The sequence below is a fragment of the Proteus hauseri genome (assembly GCF_040139125.1).
Lineage (GTDB): Bacteria > Pseudomonadota > Gammaproteobacteria > Enterobacterales > Enterobacteriaceae > Proteus > Proteus hauseri_B.
The window spans coordinates 87,904-104,367 of the sequence record NZ_JBEEUB010000008.1 but is presented as its reverse complement, the minus strand read 5'-3'; the positions used below and the strand labels follow the sequence as shown (position 1 = coordinate 104,367).

The following is a 16,464-nucleotide window of genomic DNA, read 5'->3' as shown; positions in this document are numbered from 1 at the left end:
TGATTTATAGGTAAAACTTGTCTTCTCACTCTTTTAAAGACAAAACTACTATTTATTTGTCTTATTCCGAATGATATTTGATAGATAATATGTAGTAGTTAACCTCACCACCTGGTGTTTGAACACTAATTTCATCATCAACCTTTTTACCAATAAGCGCCCTGGCAACCGGAGAATCAATGGAAATCCACTGTTTAGCCGGATCAAACTCATCAGGTCCTACTAATCTAAAGGTTTTGACATTCTCACCATCATCTTCAAGGGTTACCCATGCGCCAAAATAGACTTTACCTTCTTGGCGAGGATCTGGGTCAACAATTTTCAGTTCATCAAGGCGTTTAGATAAGAAACGAACCCGTCTATCGATTTCACGTAGCCGTTTTTTTCCATAAATATATTCAGCATTTTCTGAACGGTCACCTTGTGCCGCTGCTTCTGAAACTGATTGTGTAACAAGGGGACGCTCTACTTTCCAAAGATATTTTAGCTCTTTGTCTAAAGCATGCCAGCCATCACGAGTAATATAGTTACTTTTTGCCATTACGGATAAAAATTATCATCAACATTGAATTTTATAAAGATACTATAGCGTGAATGATAAAATAATCTGTTATTTTCCTCATAATTGTCGAGGTTGATTTGCAATAAGCAGAATTTTTTTGGTGTACTGCGTGTATAATAGCCATCTTTTTTAACCACTCCTCTCGGTAGGTAAATATATTATGAATGAATCATTAAGCCGAATTATTGCAGAAGAGCTGACAGTTAAGCCTCAGCAAGTCCTTTCGGCCATTACGTTACTGGATGAAGGGAATACGGTGCCGTTTATCGCCCGTTACCGAAAAGAGGTGACGGAAGGGTTAGATGACACTCAGCTACGTCAATTGGAAACCCGCCTGAGTTACTTACGGGAGCTCAATGATCGTCGCCAAACTATTTTAAAATCGATTGAAGAGCAGGGGAAATTAACGCCTGAATTATCATCTTCAATCAATGAGACTCAAAGTAAAACTGAGCTTGAAGATCTCTATCTACCTTATAAACCTAAAAGACGTACTCGTGGACAAATTGCGATAGAGAATGGTTTAGAGCCATTAGCCGATTTGTTATGGAATGCGCCTCAAAACTCACCTGAAGAAGCAGCAACAGCTTATATAGATGCAGATAAGGGTATTGATGATACAAAATCAGCCCTTGATGGTGCGCGTTATATTTTAATGGAACGCTTTGCTGAAGATGCCGGATTATTGGCAAAAGTACGTCAATATTTATGGAAAAATGCACATCTTGTTGCCAAAGTGATTGATGGAAAAGAAGCTGAAGGCGCTAAATTTAGTGACTATTTTGATAGTCATGAGCCAATTGCCACTGTTCCTTCTCACCGCGCATTAGCGATGTTTCGTGGACGTAATGAAGGTATCCTCCAATTATCGCTTAACCCAGATCCGCAATTTGAAGAAGCGCCAAAAGAGAGCTATGGCGAGCAGTTAATCACTGAACATTTAGGTTTACGCTTAAATAATCAACCAGCAGATAGCTGGCGTAAAGCAGTTGTTAGCTGGACTTGGCGCATTAAAGTGTTAATGCATATTGAAACTGAACTTATGAGTCAGTTACGTGAAAAGGCAGAAGAAGAAGCGATTAACGTCTTTGCTCGTAATTTAAATGATTTATTGATGGCGGCTCCAGCAGGAATGCGAGCAACAATGGGGCTAGATCCAGGTTTACGTACAGGTGTCAAAGTGGCTGTTGTTGATAACACAGGCAAACTTATTGCAATTGATACTATTTACCCTCATACAGGGCAGAGCGATAAAGCCGCTGCCAGTGTTGCGGCACTTTGTATTAAGCATAATGTTGAACTGGTGGCGATTGGTAACGGAACCGCCTCTCGTGAAACGGAACGTTTTTTTGCTGAGACAGTAAAACGCTATCCTGAGATTAAAGCACAAAAAGTGATTGTCAGTGAAGCGGGGGCTTCGGTTTATTCTGCTTCTGAATTGGCAGCTAATGAATTTCCTGATTTAGATGTCTCTATTCGTGGTGCCGTCTCTATTGCTCGTCGTTTACAAGACCCTCTAGCGGAGTTAGTTAAAATTGATCCTAAATCGATTGGTGTGGGTCAATATCAACACGATGTGAGTCAAACATTGTTAGCCAGAAAACTTGATACAGTGGTTGAAGACTGTGTTAATGGTGTGGGCGTTGATTTAAATACGGCATCAGCACCGTTACTTACTAGAGTCGCAGGTCTTAGCCAATCTATTGCTCAAAATATTATTAACTGGCGTGATGAAAACGGTCGTTTTGTTGATAGAAAACAGTTGTTAAAAGTCGCTCGTTTAGGTCCGAAAGCATTTGAACAATGTGCTGGTTTTTTACGAATTCGCGATGGTAAAAATCCACTTGATGCATCAACTGTTCACCCAGAAACCTACCCTGTAGTAGAAAACATACTGCAAGCTATAAACCAAAAAATTGATAATTTGATGGGAAATAGCACGCTATTAGCACAAGTGAATGCAAGAGATTTTATTACTGAGCAATTTGGTCTTCCAACTATTAATGACATCTTAAAAGAGTTGGCAAAACCGGGGCGTGATCCGCGTCCTGAGTTTAAAACAGCAACATTTGCGGATGGTGTTGAAACCATGAATGATCTTGTTAGTGGCATGATCCTTGAAGGAACAGTTACTAACGTAACTAATTTTGGTGCCTTTGTGGATATTGGTGTACACCAAGATGGCTTAGTTCATATTTCATCTCTAGCTGACAGATTTATTGAAGATCCTCATACCGTAGTAAAAACGGGTGATATCGTTAAAGTCAAAGTGCTTGAAGTCGATTTACCCCGTAAGCGTATTGCCTTAACAATGCGTTTAGATGAGGTTGCTGCTGATAGCAATAGTCGCGCTACACCTAGCGTGGCAAAAGCAGATAACTCAAAAAATAGAGGGCAGAAACCAGCGAGAAATAATCGTTCATCAACAACTAATGCAGGTAATAACGCAGGTAATAGTGCGATGAGCGATGCATTAGCGGCTGCATTTGGAAAAAAACACTAACATCACTTTATTATTAATAAAGTGATAGTTATTAATTGATATTAGTGGTGGGGAAATAAATTGTTATTTCTCCACTTTTCTATTTTTTACTTTAACGTTATTAAAAAGTAATTAAATGTTTTACCTAGAAAATAAATAGATTATTTTGTAAGTATATTCATACTATTAATTATTGAAATAAGGGTTAATTTAACGCTGACTTAAGGGATATTGACAAGATAATAAAGAGTGTAACTTTCACTTTATCCTATATTTATTTGTTCTTATTTTTCTATTCTGTTAGCGGTTTCACCTGCTAGGTAATGCCATTATATTATCAATAATAGGATTGAGCTTATTTGTCCTTATGAAAACTATGGTTATCACTTATGTTAAATAATATAAAAAAATAGAGAATATTATTATTATTTATTTTATATTCGCTCCTATAAATAAAATGTATGTGTATAGTTCGCCACTTCATCTCTAACTAGGTTATTAAAATGAAATTAAATAAGTTATCTCTAGGTTTGATTATCATCTCGGCGACATTGCTTGCTGGGTGTGCATCTGAATCATCACGTTCTTTAGAAGTCGCCAAAGTTGCAACTTATAATACTACTTATGCTGGACCTAAAAGCGCTATTTCAATTGGCAAGTTTGATAACCGTTCGAGCTATATGAATGGTATTTTTTCTGATGGTGTTGATAGATTAGGTAACCAATCCAAAACTATTCTGATGACACACTTACAACAGACTGGGCGCTTTAATGTGTTAGATCGCGCTAATTTATCTGAATTAAAAGAAGAAGCGGGTATTAAAGGTCAAACTCAGCAACTTAAAGGTGCAACTTACGTTATCACCGGTGATGTGACTGAATTTGGTCGTAAAGAGGTGGGTGACCGTCAATTATTCGGTATTTTAGGTCGCGGAAAAACACAAGTTGCTTATGCAAAAGTGAATTTAAATGTCGTCAATGTTCATACTTCAGAAGTTGTATTCTCTTCTCAAGGTGCAGGTGAATATGAGCTATCTAACCGTGAAATTATCGGCTTTGGTGGCACAGCAAGCTATGACTCTACATTAAACGGTAAAGTGCTCGATTTAGCTATTCGTGAAGCGGTAAATAATCTTGTCGCAGGGATTGAAAGTAATGCTTGGCAGCCATCCAAGTAACGCTTAACTTTATAAGGATATAAACATGTCAAAATCATTGATAAGTCTTGTTGTTGGTGCATTGCTATTAACAGGTTGTACTAACGCACCAAAGCCTCTTTATAACTGGGATAGTTATCAAAATGTAGTACATCAGCATTATCAACAAAGTGAAAGTGATCCCCAATCTCAGATTGATGCATTAAAGAAAAGCATTGAGCTTTCCCGTGCTAAATCACTTGGTATCCCGCCAGGACTCCATGCACATTTAGGCATGTTATATGGTGCAACGGGTGCATTAGATTTGGCGATGGCGGAATTTAATGAAGAGAAAACACTTTACCCTGAATCAGCAGAGTTTATGGACCGCCTGATGAAAAACAAAGGAATGCAAAAATGAGACGTTTGTTAGCCTTGATGTGTGTGATATTTGCTTTTGTGCTTACAGGTTGTGCTCAACCTGTAAAAATGGACTACAGTGCATTTAAACAGAGTAAGCCAAAAAGCATTTTAGTTTTATTGCCACAAAATCATACAACTGAAGTTGATGCGGGGCATAGTTTTCTATCTCAAGTGACTTATCCTTTAGCTGAAGCTGGATATTATGTTTTCCCTGTTGCCGTAGTTGAAGAGACATTTAAACAAAATGGGTTATCAATGGCGGGTGATATTCATGCCGTTGGCGCAAATAAATTACGTGAAATTTTTGGTGCCGATGCTGTTTTATATTTAGATATCACTCAATATGGTACGTCTTATCAAATTATTTCGAGTGACACACGAGTAACTGTTAACGCTAAATTAGTTGATTTACGTAATGGTGGTCTACTTTGGAGTGGCTCTGCAACAGCTTCAAGTACAGAAAACGATTCATCATCAAATAATAGTTTGGTGGGGATATTAGTTTCTGCGGTCGTCAGCCAAGTTGTGAATACAGTGGCGGATAAAAGCTATGAAATTGCAGGAATAACCAGTGTTCGTTTACTTTCTGCGGGTGGCGAAAATGGCATTTTATATGGTCCTCGCTCTCCTAAGTATGAGAAAGAAGCCAAGTAAATTTTTGTTATAAGTAGTAATAAAAAAGGCCTCAATTTATGTTATTAAAATAAATGAGGTCTTTTTTTATAACTAAATAATAATAATTCTTATTACTAGTTATTAAATAATAGAAAATTTCTAAAATATTTAAAAAAGAGGGAAAAGTTTATTAAGTTATTAAGAATAAGAAGGTGTAGATAAAATTAAATGGGCATTATTGTGAAAAAATAAACCATCCTTGGTTGCTTGTCCGTCTCCTTCCATGGTTAATAATCCTTAATCGGGTATAAAAGAGACTGATTAAATAAGAGATATATCAAAAAGAATAAGATAAGGTATGGGGGATGCTATCTTTCCATGTAATATAGCGACCTTCATTCTTTAAATGACTCTCATATTTAAATCAAAACACGACTTAACTGGATATTAATCAATGTTTGAATCTAGGGTATGTAATATTATAAATTAGGTAAAGGTATAATTGTTACTATTATTACAATCATCATATTATGAGAGAATAAAAGAATAATAAAATTAATATAACGATATAATTAATTAATTTAAATCGTATTTTGAGTAATATCTTTTTTAAAACTCGGTGTAAAAATCACCAAAAAAAACTATTTAATCAGAATAAATGACTAACATATTGAATAAACTTAATTTATTAACAATATCTTTTTAAAAAGAAGATTATTTTATTATAATGTGACTTGTGTCACGTCAGATGAGTTTATCAAATAGCATCTGCGTAAAAAGAGAGATACCTTTGTTTTTATCCGATCTTTCTTTCATATTCAGCCAATCATTTATTGGTTACACTACTATTTCAGATGTTAATAATATCTGTTCGTTGGTATGACACACCAGCAGTTCACTTTTGGAAGGTAGAGGCATGTCAGAGCAAACAATTATTTGGGATCTTGACCTGATCCATAAGTATAACTATTCAGGTCCTCGCTACACATCATACCCAACAGCATTGGAATTTAATCAACAATATGGTGATGCTGATTTTATTAAGGCGACTCAACGTTATCCTGAGCGTCCGTTGTCACTCTATATTCATATTCCTTTCTGCCATAAGCTGTGTTACTTCTGTGGTTGCAATAAAATCATTACACGCCACAAACATAAAGCAGACGAATATCTTGATGTGTTAGAAAAAGAGATAATCAATAGAGCAACTTATTTTCAAGATAGAAGTGTAACCCAGATGCATTGGGGTGGTGGTACGCCTACATTCCTTGATAAAACACAAATTAGCCGATTAGTTGCTTTGCTGCGTAAACATTTCCATTTTGTAGAAGATGCTGAGTTATCGATAGAAATAGATCCGCGTGAGATTGAATTAGATGTTATCGATCATTTACGCCATGAAGGTTTCAATCGCTTAAGTATGGGTGTGCAAGATTTTAATAAAGAAGTGCAGCAAAAAGTTAATCGTGAGCAAGATGAAGCTTTTATCTTTTCACTTATTGAACGTGCTCGTGAAGTCGGATTTCATTCAACCAGTATCGACTTGATTTATGGTTTACCTAAGCAAACCAAAGAGAGCTTTGCTTTTACCTTAAAACGCGTTATTGAATTATCGCCAGATCGGTTAAGTGTATTCAATTATGCGCACTTACCAAATTTGTTTGCCGCACAACGAAAAATCAAAGATGAAGACCTGCCTTTAGCAGAAGAGAAACTCGATATTCTGCAAGAAACCATTACTACATTGACGACAAATGGTTATCAATTTATTGGTATGGACCACTTTGCCAAACCTGATGATGAGCTTGCTGTTGCTCAACGTAATGGCATCTTACATAGAAATTTTCAAGGTTATACCACTCATGAAGAGTGTGATTTATTAGGTATGGGTGTTTCTGCAATTAGTATGTTAGGTGATAACTATGCGCAGAATGAAAAAGTACTGAAAGAGTATTATGCTCGTGTTAATAATGAAGGAAACGCATTGTGGCGTGGGCTTTCTTTAACTGATGATGATTGTATTCGCCGTGATGTTATTAAAACATTGATTTGTAATTTTAACCTCAATTTTGCGGATATTGAAAAAGCACACCATATTGTTTTTCATGACTATTTTAAAGAAGATCTAGAATTACTTATACCAATGGAAAATGATGGATTAATTGAAATTACAGATAACCTCATCCAAGTTACACCAAGAGGTCGCTTACTTATTCGTAATATCTGTATGTGTTTTGATACTTATTTACGTAACCAAATGCGCCAACGTCAATTTTCACGCGTGATTTAATTATTAAGGTATAGAGGCTAGTAATCCTCTATACCTAATTCTTTAAGTTTGCGTGTCAGCGTATTTCTACCCCAACCTAATAAGCGAGCCGCATCTTGTTTATGACCTTGGGTATAAGCCAACGCGCTTAATAGCAAAGTACGTTCAAACTGCGGTAACGCATCAGTAAGAATATTTTCTTTACCTTCACCAAGTGCTTCATCAGCCCATAAAGAGAGATGTTGTGACCAATGTTGAGAAGTGAGCCGATTAATATTTTTGGTTTTCTCATCAGATTGGCGAATTTCAGAAGGTAGATCTTGCGGCATAATTTCTTGGCTTGCCGTCATCACTGTAAGCCAACGACACACATTCTCGAGTTGTCTTACATTCCCAGACCAGACATATTCCATCATGATTTTTAAGCTCTGTTCATGAAGGGATTTTGTTTCAACACCCAGTTCTTTTGCCGTTTTTTGTAGAAAATAGCGCGCTAAACTTGGAATATCTTCTGTTCTATCACGCAGTGGTGGTAATTGAATGCGAATAACATTAAGGCGATGGTAGAGATCTTCACGAAAATCGCCTTCATTAACTCGTTTTTCTAAATCTTGGTGTGTTGCTGCGATTATTCGGACATCCACTTTAACGGGTGCATAGCCCCCAACACGATAGAATTGACCTTCAGCAAGAACCCGTAATAGACGAGTTTGAATGTCTAAGGGCATATCGCCAATTTCATCGAGAAAAAGAGAGCCACCATTTGCCTGTTCAAAACGACCTTGGCGCACTTGAGATGCCCCCGTAAATGCCCCTTTTTCATGACCAAATAGCTCAGATTCAATTAAATCTTTAGGGATTGCCGCCATATTCAGAGCGATAAATGGTGCTGATGCACGTGGACTATGGCGATGAAGCGCATGAGCAACAAGCTCTTTCCCAGTACCAGACTCTCCATTTATTAATACACTAATCGATGAACGAGAAAGACGACCTATAATGCGATAAACCTCTTGCATTGCAGGGGCTTCACCAATCATATCGGAGACTGATTGAAGTGTATTTTCAGAAGTATTAGGCTGTTTTTGTTCACGGTAGTGAGTAATTGCTCTGTCTATCAGAGCGAGAGTCTCATCGATATCAAAAGGTTTTGGTAAGTAATCAAAAGCACCTTGTTGATAAGCATTAACTGCGGCATCAAGATCAGAATGCGCCGTCATAATAATAACGGGTAGTGTTGGATACTGTTCTTTTATTAATTTGAGCAGAGATAAACCATCAATATCAGGCATGCGAATATCTGATAGCAATACATCAGGGAGCTCAGTATTAAGTGCATTGAGCACATCATTGGCATGTTCAAATGCACGACATAACATGCCTTCTCGTGTGATTGCACGCTCAAGAACCCAGCGAATAGCGCTGTCATCATCAACAACCCAGACATTTCCTTTTTGCATTGGTTATCTCCTATTTTATTGGTAAGTAAATAGAAAACGCGGTATTACCCGGCCAACTGGTAAATTCAATTTTACCTGCGTGCTGATCAACCAAATTACGAGCGATAGATAACCCTAAACCATTTCCACCTTCTCGACCGCTTACCATTGGGTAAAAAAGCGTATCTTGCAGATGAGGAGGTATCCCGCTTCCGGTATCTATCACATCAATACGAGCAACAAGTCTGTGACGCTCACCATGAAGAGTGACTTGAAAAGCGGTACGAGTACGTAAAATTATCGTTCCACCTGTTTTTTCAACGGCTTGTAAGGCATTACGCGTAATATTAAGCAGTACTTGTTCGATTTGATCAGGATAATGTGACAGCTCAGGTAAGCTAGGATCGTAATCTTTTAATAGCGTGACGTTTTCAGGGCATTCCAATGAAATTAATTGAGCTACTCGCTCTACTACATGGTGAATACTCTGTTCTGTTTTTGTACCGGGATGTTGAGGACCTAATAGTCTATCAACTAATGTACGTAAACGGTCTGCTTGCTCGATAATAACTTGTGTATATTCGGTCAGCGCGGGATCAGGAAGCGATTTCGCTAACAACTGTGCTGCGCCTCGTAATCCCCCTAATGGGTTCTTAATTTCATGTGCCAGTCCCCTAACCAATTCCCTTGCAGCCATTTGTTGGGCTTGTTGGATCTGCTCTTGGCTTAACCGGCGTTGACTATCCATAGGCGCCAGTTCCAGCAAAATATGCTGCTCGGAAATAGGTTGGGCACTGAGCGACATTGTGTGTGATTGGTTATGAATAACCAAAATCACTTCGTTATCAGTGAAACTTTGCCCATTCGCTAATGTTTCTCGCATAAGTTCAGCATCAAAAGAGTAATAGCTAAACAGATCGGTAAAAGGTGTTTCAAATAATTTTCGACGACTTTGTGCCAATACTTGTAACGCAGCGTGGTTTGCGTAACAAATAATGAATTCTTTATTAATAACCAACACTGAGTGGATTAAAGAGTCTAAAATCAATGTGTTATCAGGTAAGTCTGCCGTTTCCATATTGAATGTCCCATTGCACCATTTTAGTGCATCTTACCTTTTTTTTCGTAAATGAACAGATGCGTAAGTGAATAGACTGACCTCTTAAGAGGGAGAAAAGTGCCCATCCGAAGATGGGCAAAATAGCTTCACGGCAACAAAAAATCATTATTTACAGCAAGGCATTAAATTTAATGCAAAAAAGAAAAGGTTTTAGGCGCTGTAATACATTTCAAATTCAAGAGGATGTGGTGCCATACGAACACGTTGAACATCGGCACGTAAAAGTGCTAAATAAGCATCAATTGAATCATCAGTGAATACACCACCACGGGTTAAGAATTCGCGGTCTGCATTTAATGCATTTAGTGCTTCTTCTAATGAACCCGCAACAGTTGGGATCTCTTTTGCTTCTTCTGGTGGTAGGTCATATAGGTTTTTATCCATAGCATCACCAGGGTGAATTTTATTGATAATGCCATCAAGACCAGCCATTAACTGAGCGGCAAAAGCTAAGTAAGGGTTTGCTAGTGGATCGGGGAAACGCACTTCGATACGGCGTGCTTTCATGCTCGCAACCACGGGAATACGAATTGAAGCAGAACGGTTACGCGCAGAATAGGCAAGCATAACAGGGGCTTCAAAACCCGGAACTAAACGTTTGTAAGAGTTAGTTGTTGGGTTGGTAAACGCATTTAATGCACGAGCATGTTTAATAATGCCGCCAATATAGTAAAGAGCCATTTCAGACAATCCACCGTATTTGTCACCCGCAAATAGATTGGTTCCATTTTTAGACAGTGACATATGGCAATGCATACCTGAGCCGTTATCACCAACTAATGGTTTTGGCATAAAGGTTGCTGTTTTGCCAAATACATGGGCTACGTTTTGTACCACGTATTTATAGATTTGGGTTTCATCTGCTTTTTTGGTCATGGTATTAAAACGCGTTGCGACTTCGTTCTGACCCGCAGTTGCGACTTCATGGTGGTGAGCTTCAACCACTAAGCCCATCTCTTCCATGATATTACACATGGTAGAGCGGATATCTTGTGATGAATCAACTGGTGGTAATGGGAAATAACCCCCTTTTACCATAGGGCGATGACCTTTGTTGCCATCTTCATATTTGGTATTGGTGTTCCATGCCGCTTCAATATCATTAATAGCGTATGACGCACCTGAAATATCATTTTTAAAGCGGATATCATCAAATAAGAAGAATTCTGGCTCTGGTCCAAATAAAACGGTGTCTGCGATACCACTTGATTTTAGGTAATCTTCAGCACGTTTTGAGATAGAACGTGGGTCACGATCGTAACCTTGCATTGTGCCTGGTTCTAATACATCACAACGAATAATGAGTGTTGGATCTTGAAAAAATGGGTCAAGCATTGCTGTAGAAGCATCTGGCATCAGCACCATGTCTGATTCGTTAATGCCTTTCCAACCGCCAATAGAAGAACCATCGAACATTTTTCCTTCTTCAAAGAAATCATCGTTAACCTGATGTGCCGGAATGGTCAGATGTTGTTCTTTGCCGCGGGTATCAGTAAAACGTAAGTCAATATATCTAACTTTATGTTCTTCAATCATGGATAATACATGTTCAAGGGACATATAAACTCTCCTGGCGAATGGTTTTATTTAGTGCAGTGGCCTTACACATTTTTTTGGTGAATTTTTTGCTCACCAAAATACTATTGCGAAAAGCATGCCAACTTATCCAAAAAGGGATATATACTGTATTCATGAAGTTTAGTGTAGAATACCCCATGTGATTTTTTAATTATTGCACAATGTTGGTGCAAATTAAGCCTAATTGAGCGCACTATTTTGGTGCAATCATGTAATGCCACTAAATTCTGAGGCGTGAAAAGGATCACAATTCAATTAATTGCATATTGTTAAGCAATCATTATTGTGATCTTGTTTAGTCTCTCGTCTAAAGCGTGTACAATAATGCGCTTATTTCTACAATGCCTGAGGCAAATTTTGTGATCGAAAACTTGCGTAATATCGCCATCATCGCCCACGTTGACCATGGTAAAACTACTATCGTCGATAAATTACTACAGCAGTCCGGTACGTTCGGTGAACGTGAGACGCTGGCTGAGCGCGTGATGGATTCAAATGATCTCGAAAGAGAGCGCGGAATTACTATTCTTGCGAAAAATACAGCGATTAAATGGAATGACTATCGTATCAATATCGTAGATACCCCAGGACACGCCGATTTCGGTGGTGAGGTAGAACGTGTTATGTCTATGGTAGACTGCGTTCTATTGCTGGTTGACGCGATGGATGGCCCAATGCCACAAACTCGTTTTGTGACACAAAAAGCGTTTGCTAACAACCTGAAACCTATCGTTGTTATCAATAAAGTTGACCGTCCAGGTGCTCGCCCTGATTGGGTTGTTGATCAGGTTTTTGACCTGTTCGTTAACCTTGGTGCGACAGACGAACAACTTGATTTCCCTATCATTTATGCATCAGCATTAAATGGTATTGCGGGAACAGATTACAATGACATGGCTGAAGATATGACTCCGTTATACGAAGCTATTGTCAAATATGTAGAGCCACCGAAAGTGGATCTGGATGGTACATTCCAGATGCAAATTTCTCAGTTGGACTACAACAACTATATGGGCGTTATCGGTATCGGTCGTATTAAGCGTGGTAAGGTTAAACCTAACCAACAAGTCACTATCATTGATAGTGAAGGTAATACTCGTAACGGTAAAGTCGGTAAAGTATTAGGTCATCTTGGCTTAGAGCGTATTGAAGTTGAAGTTGCTGAAGCAGGCGATATCATCGCAATTACTGGTTTAGGCGAACTGAATATCTCTGATACTATTTGTGAAACAGGTGCTGTTGAAGCTCTGCCAGCATTAGCCGTTGATGAACCAACAGTTAGCATGTATTTCTGTGTTAACACCTCGCCTTTCTGTGGTCGTGAAGGTAAATTCGTGACTTCTCGTCAGATTTTAGATCGTCTGAAAAAAGAGTTAGTCCATAACGTTGCATTACGCGTAGAAGAAACTGAAGATCCAGATGCATTCCGTGTATCAGGTCGTGGTGAGCTTCACTTATCAGTTCTGATTGAAAATATGCGTCGTGAAGGTTTCGAATTAGGTGTATCTCGTCCTAAAGTTATTTTCCGTGATATCGACGGTCGTAAACAAGAGCCTTTTGAACAAGTCACTATCGACATTGAAGAACAACACCAAGGTGATGTGATGCAAGCGATGGGTGAGCGTAAAGGCGAAATGCGTGATATGCAACCAGATGGTAAAGGACGTGTACGTTTAGACTACATTATCCCTAGCCGTGGTCTGATTGGTTTCCGTACTGAATTTATGACGATGACATCAGGTACTGGTTTACTGTATGCAACATTCAGTCATTACGATGATGTTCGCCCAGGTGAAATCGGTCGCCGTAATAACGGTGTTATGATCTCTAATGGTCAAGGTAAAGCGGTTGCTTACGCTCTGTATAGCTTACAAGATCGTGGTAAATTATTTGTTACTCATGGTGCCGAAGTTTATGAAGGCCAAGTTATCGGTATTCATACTCGTTCTAATGACTTAACAGTAAACTGCTTAACGGGTAAAAAACTGACCAATATGCGTGCTTCTGGTACTGATGAGGCGACAACGCTGACTCCACACCTGAAACAAACATTAGAACAAGCGTTAGAATTTATTGATGACGATGAGTTAGTTGAAGTAACTCCGCAGTCTATTCGTCTGCGTAAACGTTATCTGTCTGAAAATGATCGTCGTCGTGCTTACCGTAGCAAAGACTAATTGATTATTTAGACAACATAATTCTTAGGGCGCGTTAGCGCCCTGAGTTCATTATGTGTAAAGACGAATGCGGTAGAAAATAATCTCTGCCGCATAAGTTTTTTATCAATCCTTCCTTTCTCTCCCATCTTTTTATTTATCATTCTTTATTACAACAACTTCCAATGCTTAATGAGCATAAAGAAAAATTAACATTACATTGGGCACGACTACATGATGATTTTAAGATCTTATAGAAAAAGGATAAGTGCGTGTTTTTATCCTCACTCAACATTCCTATCTTCTTTTAGATAATGACACTTTTAGTCTCATTTTTCGTCTCTCCCTCTTCTGATTTTATGTTTTACAAAAAAATTAAGAGCGATTCTTGTACTTTTTTATTGCTTAAGCCTGTTCAGTAAGATGATTTATGATTAAAGTAAAATGAGTTTTCTATTATGGAGAGGATTTATGCTTTATATCTTTGATATGGGTAATGTGATTATTGATATTGATTTTAATCGGGTATTCGCGGTATGGAGTAAGCTAAGTGGTGTTCCATTAGCGAACCTAAAAGGAAACTTTATCGCAGGAGAAACTTTTAAATTACATGAACGCGGTAATATTACAGATATAGAATTTGCTGAAGCAATCAGCTCAGAATTAGATATTAGTTTGAGTTTCGAACAGTTTGCTGAAGGATGGCATGCCATTTTTGTTGCATTACGCCCAGAAGTCATTGATATAATGAATAAATTAAGAGAACAAGGACATCGGGTTGTAGTGCTATCAAATACGAATCGACTACATCAAGATTATTGGCCTCAACATTATCCTGAAATCGCTGCTTCTGCTGATTTTCTTTATTTGTCCCAAGATCTTGGCATGAGAAAACCAGATCCGGAAATTTATAAATATGTTTTACAATCTGAAGATGTTGAAGCGCAAGATGCAATTTTCTTCGATGATGTACAAGAAAATGTTGATGCGGCAATTGCTGTTGGTATGAAAGGCGTACATGTAATTGATAAACATACGGTAATAGATTATTTCAAAGATCACGATTTTACCTTACCGGTGGAAGAATAATGATATCGTAAGGATAGCAATCGATAGAAATTGTTATCCTTTTTTATTGGTTTATTTTTTCATGTATTTATCAGGAAGAGAGCATGATTGCGTTAATTCAACGAGTTACACAAGCAAAAGTAGATATTGAGGGTGAAACGGTAGGGGCGATTAATCAAGGATTATTAGTTCTATTAGGTGTTGAAAAAGAAGATAACGAACAGAAAGCAAAAAGACTGTGTGAGAAAGTATGCGGTTACCGTATATTCAGTGACGAAAATGACAAAATGAATCTGAATGTACAGCAAGCAGGTGGTAGTTTATTGGTTGTCTCTCAATTTACACTGGCAGCAGAAACACAAAAAGGTATGCGTCCTGGATTTTCTAACGGAGCACATCCAGAATTAGCCGAAACGCTTTATCACTACTTTATTGAGCAGTGTCAGCAGCAAGGTTTAGAGACGCAAACGGGTCAATTTGCTGCGGATATGCAAATTACACTGACAAATGATGGCCCCGTGACATTCTGGCTACAGGTTTAATTTCAACGACAGTAATGTTAGAGGAGCGCAGATATGTACCATTTACGAACCCCAAAAACAGAGGCTGAATTTGCAGCCTATTACTATTTTCGCTGGGAGATGCTTCGTAAACCATTACATCAGCCTGAAGGCTCCGAAAAAGATGGTTATGATACTATTGCACTTCATCAAATGGTTGTAGATGAAGATGGGCAACCTGTTGCGATAGGGCGGCTTTATATCAATGCAGATAATGAAGGTGCTATTCGTTTTATGGCAGTGCGCACTGATGCCCAAGGTAAAGGGCTAGGAACACTTGTTGCAATGGCGCTGGAATCTTTAGCACGACAAGAAGGCGTAAAACGAATTGTATGTAGTGCGAGAGAAGAGTCAGTTAGCTTTTTTCAAAAGTTAGGATATGAGAATTGCGGTTTAGTCACGGGACCGCAAACAACACCAATTAAACATTACTTTATGAAAAAAAGTATTGAGTCTTTAGATGATATTTTACATCGCCCAGATTGGTGTGCTGAATTACAAAAACAGTGGCATCAACATATCCCATTAAGTGAAAAAATGGGGCTACGTATCACGCAATATACGGGAACGCGTTTTTATACCACTATTCCTGAAGCTGGAAATCAAAACCCACACCATACCATTTTTGCGGGAAGCCAATTTTCTTTAGCAACCTTAACAGGATGGGGACTTATCTGGTTGTTGATGCAAGAGTATAAGCTTCAAGGCGATATTGTACTGGTGGATGCGCATATCCGCTATCGTAAGCCTGTCTCAGGGCGACCTGTAGCTATTGCTGATATGGAAAACTTAAGTGGAGACTTGGGGAGACTAGCAAAAGGCAGCAAGGCGAGGATCAAGCTTGATGTTGATATTTGTGGTGATGACAGTGTTGGCGCGATATTTAGCGGTACTTATATTGTATTACCATCACAAAACAAACAGTGCTAACTCATCTGTTTTTTCGTTAATCTGATGAAAAATCGCTATTTTTCTTTTCATTTCTTCTGCTGAATTTGTTCGTTTTTTATTAAAAAAAATAAACATAGAAGATCAATTCTCCAATGCTGATGTTAT

13 protein-coding genes are annotated in these 16,464 nt (G+C 38.3%); 9 read left to right on the top strand and 4 right to left on the bottom strand.

From position 1 onward, the window contains the following. Positions 1–61 precede the first annotated feature (61 nt). On the bottom strand, positions 62–541 hold the full coding sequence (gene greB, locus ABN099_RS13885; RefSeq protein WP_349464453.1) for a transcription elongation factor GreB: 480 nt from the start codon (positions 539–541) through the stop codon (positions 62–64). Positions 542–722: 181 nt separating this feature from the next. Between greB and ABN099_RS13880 the strand changes: the two genes are divergently transcribed. The 5 genes from ABN099_RS13880 to hemN all read left to right on the top strand — a co-directional run bounded on the left by ABN099_RS13880 (position 723) and on the right by hemN (position 7,508). Continuing rightward, positions 723–3,065: a Tex family protein gene (locus ABN099_RS13880; RefSeq protein WP_349464452.1), complete on the top strand. Its 2,343-nt coding sequence runs from the start codon at positions 723–725 to the stop codon at positions 3,063–3,065. Between the two features lie 482 nt (positions 3,066–3,547). Beyond that, positions 3,548–4,222 carry a CsgG/HfaB family protein gene (locus tag ABN099_RS13875; protein ID WP_349464451.1) on the top strand — a complete coding sequence of 225 codons (675 nt, stop codon included), beginning with the start codon at positions 3,548–3,550 and terminating at the stop codon, positions 4,220–4,222. Between the two features lie 25 nt (positions 4,223–4,247). Beyond that, a complete protein-coding gene (locus ABN099_RS13870; RefSeq protein ID WP_349464450.1) occupies positions 4,248–4,601 on the top strand; it encodes a DUF4810 domain-containing protein in 354 nt (117 codons plus the stop codon). Next, entirely contained in the window at positions 4,598–5,257 is a 660-nt protein-coding gene (locus tag ABN099_RS13865; RefSeq protein WP_349464449.1) for a DUF799 domain-containing protein, read from the top strand. Before ABN099_RS13870 ends, ABN099_RS13865 begins: the two co-directional genes overlap by 4 nt. A gap of 877 nt (positions 5,258–6,134) precedes the next feature. Further along, the gene (hemN, locus tag ABN099_RS13860) at positions 6,135–7,508 is read left to right on the top strand and encodes an oxygen-independent coproporphyrinogen III oxidase (protein WP_349464448.1); all 1,374 of its coding nucleotides are present in this window, start codon (positions 6,135–6,137) and stop codon (positions 7,506–7,508) included. 17 nt (positions 7,509–7,525) lie between these two features. On the opposite strand, the gene glnG is transcribed toward hemN, so the two are convergent. From glnG to glnA, 3 genes are all read right to left on the bottom strand, one after another. Beyond that, a complete protein-coding gene (glnG, locus tag ABN099_RS13855) occupies positions 7,526–8,947 on the bottom strand; it encodes a nitrogen regulation protein NR(I) (protein ID WP_349464447.1) in 1,422 nt (473 codons plus the stop codon). A 10-nt stretch (positions 8,948–8,957) separates the two neighbouring features. After that, a complete protein-coding gene (gene glnL, locus ABN099_RS13850; RefSeq protein ID WP_349464446.1) occupies positions 8,958–10,004 on the bottom strand; it encodes a nitrogen regulation protein NR(II) in 1,047 nt (348 codons plus the stop codon). Positions 10,005–10,196: 192 nt separating this feature from the next. Beyond that, entirely contained in the window at positions 10,197–11,606 is a 1,410-nt protein-coding gene (glnA, locus tag ABN099_RS13845) for a glutamate--ammonia ligase (protein ID WP_349464445.1), read from the bottom strand. A gap of 359 nt (positions 11,607–11,965) precedes the next feature. Between glnA and typA the strand changes: the two genes are divergently transcribed. From typA to fabY, 4 genes are all read left to right on the top strand, one after another. Continuing rightward, the gene (typA, locus tag ABN099_RS13840; protein WP_349464444.1) at positions 11,966–13,801 is read left to right on the top strand and encodes a ribosome-dependent GTPase TypA; all 1,836 of its coding nucleotides are present in this window, start codon (positions 11,966–11,968) and stop codon (positions 13,799–13,801) included. A gap of 450 nt (positions 13,802–14,251) precedes the next feature. After that, positions 14,252–14,869, top strand: coding sequence for a glucose-1-phosphatase (gene yihX / locus ABN099_RS13835; protein ID WP_349464443.1), 618 nt, complete (start codon positions 14,252–14,254; stop codon positions 14,867–14,869). A gap of 83 nt (positions 14,870–14,952) precedes the next feature. After that, entirely contained in the window at positions 14,953–15,390 is a 438-nt protein-coding gene (gene dtd / locus ABN099_RS13830; protein WP_349464442.1) for a D-aminoacyl-tRNA deacylase, read from the top strand. A gap of 33 nt (positions 15,391–15,423) precedes the next feature. Beyond that, a complete protein-coding gene (fabY, locus tag ABN099_RS13825) occupies positions 15,424–16,338 on the top strand; it encodes a fatty acid biosynthesis protein FabY (protein ID WP_349464441.1) in 915 nt (304 codons plus the stop codon). Positions 16,339–16,464: the final 126 nt, after the last annotated feature.

What these genes read in the sequence shown, in the direction of transcription:
- greB (WP_349464453.1), bottom strand. Translation starts at nt 541, where the DNA reads ATGGCAAAAAGTAACTATATTACTCGTGATGGCTGGCATGCTTTAGAC.
- ABN099_RS13880 (WP_349464452.1), top strand. Translation starts at nt 723, where the DNA reads ATGAATGAATCATTAAGCCGAATTATTGCAGAAGAGCTGACAGTTAAG.
- ABN099_RS13875 (WP_349464451.1), top strand. Translation starts at nt 3,548, where the DNA reads ATGAAATTAAATAAGTTATCTCTAGGTTTGATTATCATCTCGGCGACA.
- ABN099_RS13870 (WP_349464450.1), top strand. Translation starts at nt 4,248, where the DNA reads ATGTCAAAATCATTGATAAGTCTTGTTGTTGGTGCATTGCTATTAACA.
- ABN099_RS13865 (WP_349464449.1), top strand. Translation starts at nt 4,598, where the DNA reads ATGAGACGTTTGTTAGCCTTGATGTGTGTGATATTTGCTTTTGTGCTT.
- hemN (WP_349464448.1), top strand. Translation starts at nt 6,135, where the DNA reads ATGTCAGAGCAAACAATTATTTGGGATCTTGACCTGATCCATAAGTAT.
- glnG (WP_349464447.1), bottom strand. Translation starts at nt 8,947, where the DNA reads ATGCAAAAAGGAAATGTCTGGGTTGTTGATGATGACAGCGCTATTCGC.
- glnL (WP_349464446.1), bottom strand. Translation starts at nt 10,004, where the DNA reads ATGGAAACGGCAGACTTACCTGATAACACATTGATTTTAGACTCTTTA.
- glnA (WP_349464445.1), bottom strand. Translation starts at nt 11,606, where the DNA reads ATGTCCCTTGAACATGTATTATCCATGATTGAAGAACATAAAGTTAGA.
- typA (WP_349464444.1), top strand. Translation starts at nt 11,966, where the DNA reads ATGCCTGAGGCAAATTTTGTGATCGAAAACTTGCGTAATATCGCCATC.
- yihX (WP_349464443.1), top strand. Translation starts at nt 14,252, where the DNA reads ATGCTTTATATCTTTGATATGGGTAATGTGATTATTGATATTGATTTT.
- dtd (WP_349464442.1), top strand. Translation starts at nt 14,953, where the DNA reads ATGATTGCGTTAATTCAACGAGTTACACAAGCAAAAGTAGATATTGAG.
- fabY (WP_349464441.1), top strand. Translation starts at nt 15,424, where the DNA reads ATGTACCATTTACGAACCCCAAAAACAGAGGCTGAATTTGCAGCCTAT.